The following is a 5354-nucleotide window of genomic DNA, read 5'->3' on the forward strand; positions in this document are numbered from 1 at the left end:
TCGCGGCGGTCACCGTCGCGACCACGACCGCGCCGCCGGCCGCCACGCCGAGCAGCGTCAACTCCGGGTACGCGAACCGGAAACCGGCCCCGGCCAGCACGACCGCAGCCACGAGCAGCCCGATTCCCCGGGCGGTGATCCGCACGACAGACGCCCCGGCGGTCAGGGGTGCGCCGGGGCGGGCTGCCCCGACGGCAGCGGCACCGGCACCGAGGCGACGGACTGACGCAACACGTCGGCGGCGGTCACGCCCCGCACCTGGGCGTCCGGGGTGAGCAGCAGCCGGTGCGCGAACACCGGCTCGGTCAACGTCTTGAGGTCCTCCGGCATGATCCAGCCCCGACCGTCGATCAACGCGTACGCGCACGCCGCCCGCGTCAACGCGATCACCCCCCGCGGGCTCACCCCCACCCGCACCTGCGGATGCGTACGCGTGGCCGCCGCCAACCGCACCGCGTACGCGTAGAGCGGCTCGGCGATGTGCACCCGCAGGGCCATCCGCACCATCTCACCCAGGGTGGCGGTGTCGGTGACCGCCGCGAGGGCCTCGGGGGACCGCACCGTCGCCCCGCGCAGCACCTCCACCTCCACCGACTCGTCCGGATACCCCACCGACAGCTTCACCAGGAACCGGTCCAACTGCGCCTCCGGCAACCGGTACGTGCCGTCCATCTCCACCGGATTCTGCGTGGCCACCACCAGGAACGGCTGCGGCACCGGATGCCGTACCCCGTCGACGGTGACCGTGCGTTCCTCCATCACCTCCAGCAACGCCGACTGCGTCTTCGGCGACGCCCGGTTGATCTCGTCAGCGATCACGATGTTGGCGAACACCGGCCCCGGATGGAACTCGAACCCCCGGGTCGCCTGATTGAAGATCGTCACCCCGGACACGTCCGACGGCAACAGGTCCGGCGTGAACTGGATCCGCCGCCACTGCCCCTTCACCGTCGCCGCGATCGCCCGCGCCAACGTCGTCTTACCCACCCCCGGCACGTCCTCCAACAGCACATGCCCCTGCGCGAACAGAGCGGTCAGCGCCAGCCGCACCACCTGCGGCTTACCCAGCACCACCGAGTTGACGTTCTCGGCCAGCCGCGCGGCGAGGGCGGCGAAACCCTGCACCTCCTGCTGGGTGAGCGGTTCGTGGCTGTTCACGGTGGTGCTCCTCGGACGAATTGGATCAGCAGGTGGGCAGGACGGCGATGTCGTCCCCACCCTCCAGGTTGAGCCAGGCCCAGGGGATGTAGTTACGTCCGCTGTACTCGACCTGCACCCACCAGGTGCTGCGCTTGTCGTTGTTGTAGATGTAGGCGTACACCTCTTCGCCCCGCACCCGGCAGTACGCCTTCAACCGGTTACCCGGCCGCGCCCACCCGACCTGCCGGTCGTTGTCCTGCCTCGGCACCGAGAAGATCTCATTGCCGTTGCGGCCATCCCGGTCCCGATCGCAGTACGTCGCCTCCGCACCGGAACTCCCGTTGTTGCAGGTGGCTATCCCGAACAACGCATCCGTCGCCTGTGCCCGGCGGGCCGAACCGTCACCGGCCGCGTTCGACGCCGTCACCGTGAACGTGTAGTCCGTCCCCGGCGACAGACCGTTCATCGTGATGCTGGAACAGGGACCACTACGCGCCGTCTGACCCGACCGGGCCAGGGTGCACGTCGCCTGCCCACCACCGGCGTCCACGGTGAACGTCACCGTCGCCGACGTCGCGGTCGCCGACGACCCCGTCACCGTCACCCGAGGCGGCGCCACCGTCCGCGCCGTCGTCGTGGCCTGCGGACCCTCACCCGCCTCGTTGACCGCCCGCACCCGCACCGTCACGTTCTGCCCGTCACCCAGGTCACTGACCGTGGTCTGCGTGTCGGTCACCTCGGTACGCCGCTCACCCACCTCCACCACGTACCCGCTCACCGGCCGACCGTTGGCCGCTGCCGGCGCCCACTGCACCGACACCGTCCCCGACCGGTCCCCGACCGTGCCGGCCCGCAACTCCAGCGGCTCACCCGGCACCGTGAACGGCACCACCGTGTCGCTGACCGGCGACGACTCCGACGCCGCACCCTTGTCGTTGACCGCCACCACCGTGAACGCGTACTGCGTGCCGTACTCCAACTCACCGGCCTTGACCACCAACTCCTCACCGGTCGCCTCACCGACCGGAGCGTTGGTCCCCGCCGACATCGCCGTCACCGCGTACCGGGCGATCCGGTTGCCCTGCCCGTTCGCCGCCGGCCAACGCACCACCACCGTGCCGTCCGCGCGGGCCTGCGCCGACACACTCGCCGGCGCGTCCGGCACCGCCGCCGTCGGCGTCACCGGATTACTGGTCCGCGTCGGACCCGCACCCTCGGCGTTGACCGCGTGCACCGCGAACCGGTACGTCTCCCCGTTGGTCAACTCCTTGATCTGCACCGACCGCTGGTTCGCGCCCACCTCGCGACGCTGCCCGGCACCCTCCACCACATACCGGATGATCTCCGCGCCGTTGGCCGGCGCCGGCCGCCAACTCACCCGCGCCTGCGCGTTCCCGGCCGCCGCGCTCACGTTGCGCGGCGCACCCGGCTTACCCACCTGCGGCTTCTTCGGCGGCGGCGGAGGCGGCGGAGGCTCCGCCGGCGGATCACCACCGAGCACGTCATTGGCGTACTTGTCGACCTCCCGCACCAGGTGCGAATCGTCCACCACCCGAGCCGTCGCCGCCTCCGGCGCATTGATGAACAGATGGTTCTCCCGCACCTCCAGGTCCAGCGGCCCCCGCCACCGACCCCGAATCGTGTCCACCAACGTGCCTGCCGCGTCGAACGCGTACACCGTGCCCGACGCCTCGTCCGCACAGTAGAACCGGCCCGCCCAGGCCACCGCCGGACTCAACCGGTCACCCTCACCCGGCACCGTGAACGAGCGCACCTCACCGGCATCGGTGATCGCGTGCACCTGCCGCTGCCCGGCCACCGTCACCGGCACCACCGGCCCACTCGTACGCACCGGCATCGTGCCCGGCCCCGTCAACGTCTGCGCCAACGCGGTCCGGCGCGTCTCACCCCGCACCACCGTCACCAACGCCCCGGCCGTCCGGTCCAGCACCGCCACACCGTCATCAAGCGTGGAAACCACCAACTCGTGACTGGCCCCCGCCACGTCGTACGTCTCCACCCGCTGCGGACCCACCTGCGCGCCCCCGGCCGACTTCGACGGCAGCACCGCCGGAGTGATCGCCGAGACCGTGCCCTCGGCCGGCACCGCGATCCACAACCGACCCTTACCGTCGAACGCGCCACCGGTGATCCCCGGCGGATACCGCACCGGCTCACCCACCGGCGCCAACGACCGAGGATCCAACTGGCGCACCACACCCTGCACCGCGTCCACCACGAACGCCGCATCCTCGTGCAACGCCACACTCACACCCAGCCCCGGCGCCGTCGGCGTGGTCGCCGTGATCTGTAACGTCGCCAGGTCCAACGCGCTGATCTGACCGGTGTGCAGATCCCGCAGCACCAACACCCGATCCGTCTGCGTCACCTGCATCGGATGCCGCCGACCCGCCGGCACCTCCACCCGCGTGTCCACCCGCGCGGTCACCCCGTTGACCCGCGCCAACTCACTACGCGCCGAACTCCACAACCACGAACTCGCGTCGAAACTGGCCACCGCGTTGTCCGCCGACCCCAGACCCAGCACGGTCAGACCCATCGCCGCCAGCAACGCCAGCACCGTCCCCACAGTGACCAGACCACCGCGTACCCGCGACCGGGATCGGGCGGTACGGGTCGGAACGGCCTCGTCAGTGCTCGCCACAACCGGCTGCCTCTCGTATCGTCCTGGCCGGTGGCGCCCCCAGACGGCGACCCCTCCCCTGAACCGGGAGCCATCATATGGTCACGCCACGCACCCCGGGAACCCATGCTGTCCGCCGATGAACACCCAGCGTGGCGTGTCGTCGGCGTGTCCCGCCCCGACTGTCCCACCAGGACCCGCCGGACCCACCGACCGCGAGTGACACTCAGTTCTGACCCGCGCCGGACTCCCGCGTCGTACACACCTGACTGGACGTCGCGAACTCGTTCGTCCCGTACACCGCCAACACCGTAAAGCAGTAGTCCACTCGCGAATTCAACCCGTTCACCGTGTAACTGGTCTGCCCCTGACCCACCGTGGCCAGCACCCCCAACGCCTGCCCGGCCCGCCCACCGGCCACCATGAACGGCACCAACCCGTCCGACGGATCCGTCCACGTCAACCTGATCGTGGCCGCATCATCGCGCAACTCCAACCCCGTCGGCGGCGGACCCGGATCCGCCGCCGACGACTCGGCGGGCGCCGTCGGCGACGCCGCCCGCCGATCGTTCACGATCAACACCCCGAGCCCGATCACCGCGACCAGCGCCACCACCACGGCCACGATCGCCACCACGATCGCCGCCCGATTGCGCCCCGACCCCGACTGCGCCACCGGGAACGCCATACCCCCCGCCGACGCTGACTGTGCAGCACCCGGTTGCCCCCAGGCCTGCGGCGGGTACGCGGCGCTCTGCCCTGGTGGGTACGTCGCCGGCCCGGCCGGGTCGTACTGCTGCTGCCTGCCAGCTGCCTGCGGATGCTGCTGGTGCGGGTACTGGTAGGGCTGATGCTGGGTGGGTTCGCCTCCGGGACCGTAACCGGCCGCGCCTGCCGTTGGCGTGGTGCTGGTACCCGGGTAGCCGGGCGGCCCGTAGCCCGCCGGGGTCCCGGCCGGAGGGCCGCTTGCCGGGGCGTATCCGGGCCCACTCGTCGGCGGGCTGCTGGTCGGGGCGTAAACCGGCGGGCCGCTGGCGGGGATGTGACCGGGCGGGCTGCTGACAGGCTCCGGTGCGGTCGGTCCGCCGGTCGCCGGGTAGCCGGTCGCCGGGTAGCCGGTCTGCGGGTAGCCCGACTGCTCGACAGCGGGGGTGTGGCTGAAGGGTCCGCCAGGTGGCGGGTAGGTCGGTACTCCGCTGGCCGGGGGGTACCCAGGTGAGCCACCGGTCGCCGGATAGTCGGCCGGTGAATGGCCGGCTGGGCTGTGGGCCGTCGCGTCGCCGGACGTCCCACTGACGCTCGGATAGCCGAGCGGTCCGCTGGCGGGCGGATGACTGGGTGGCGCGGAGCTGAGCGACGGGTAGCCGGTCGGCCCGCTGGTCGGACCCGGCTGGGGCAGCGGCGCGGTCAGATCCTGTGGCTCGGATGTCGGGCTCGTGGCGGGCATGCCGCGGAATCCCGGTGCCGGCGGCTGATGCGTGGGACCGGTATAAGGCGGGGGAGGGGGCGGCGGCGCGGTCGCGGGCGCCCAACCGGTCGGGGGGGGGGGGGGGGGGGGGGGGGGGGGGGG

The 5354-nt window shown here is 71.7% G+C and carries 3 protein-coding genes; all 3 read right to left on the reverse strand.

The features are described 5' to 3' along the window. Positions 1-162: 162 nt before the first annotated feature. On the reverse strand, positions 163-1158 hold the full coding sequence (locus EYA84_RS25510) for a MoxR family ATPase (protein ID WP_131056076.1): 996 nt from the start codon (positions 1156-1158) through the stop codon (positions 163-165). A gap of 25 nt (positions 1159-1183) precedes the next feature. Further along, a complete protein-coding gene (locus EYA84_RS25515) occupies positions 1184-3805 on the reverse strand; it encodes a fibronectin type III domain-containing protein (RefSeq protein ID WP_236145957.1) in 2622 nt (873 codons plus the stop codon). A 205-nt stretch (positions 3806-4010) separates the two neighbouring features. After that, on the reverse strand, positions 4011-4472 hold the full coding sequence (locus EYA84_RS25520) for a fibronectin type III domain-containing protein (protein ID WP_131056078.1): 462 nt from the start codon (positions 4470-4472) through the stop codon (positions 4011-4013). Positions 4473-5354: the final 882 nt, after the last annotated feature.

The organism is Verrucosispora sp. SN26_14.1, assembly GCF_004307965.1.
Lineage (GTDB): Bacteria > Actinomycetota > Actinomycetes > Mycobacteriales > Micromonosporaceae > Micromonospora.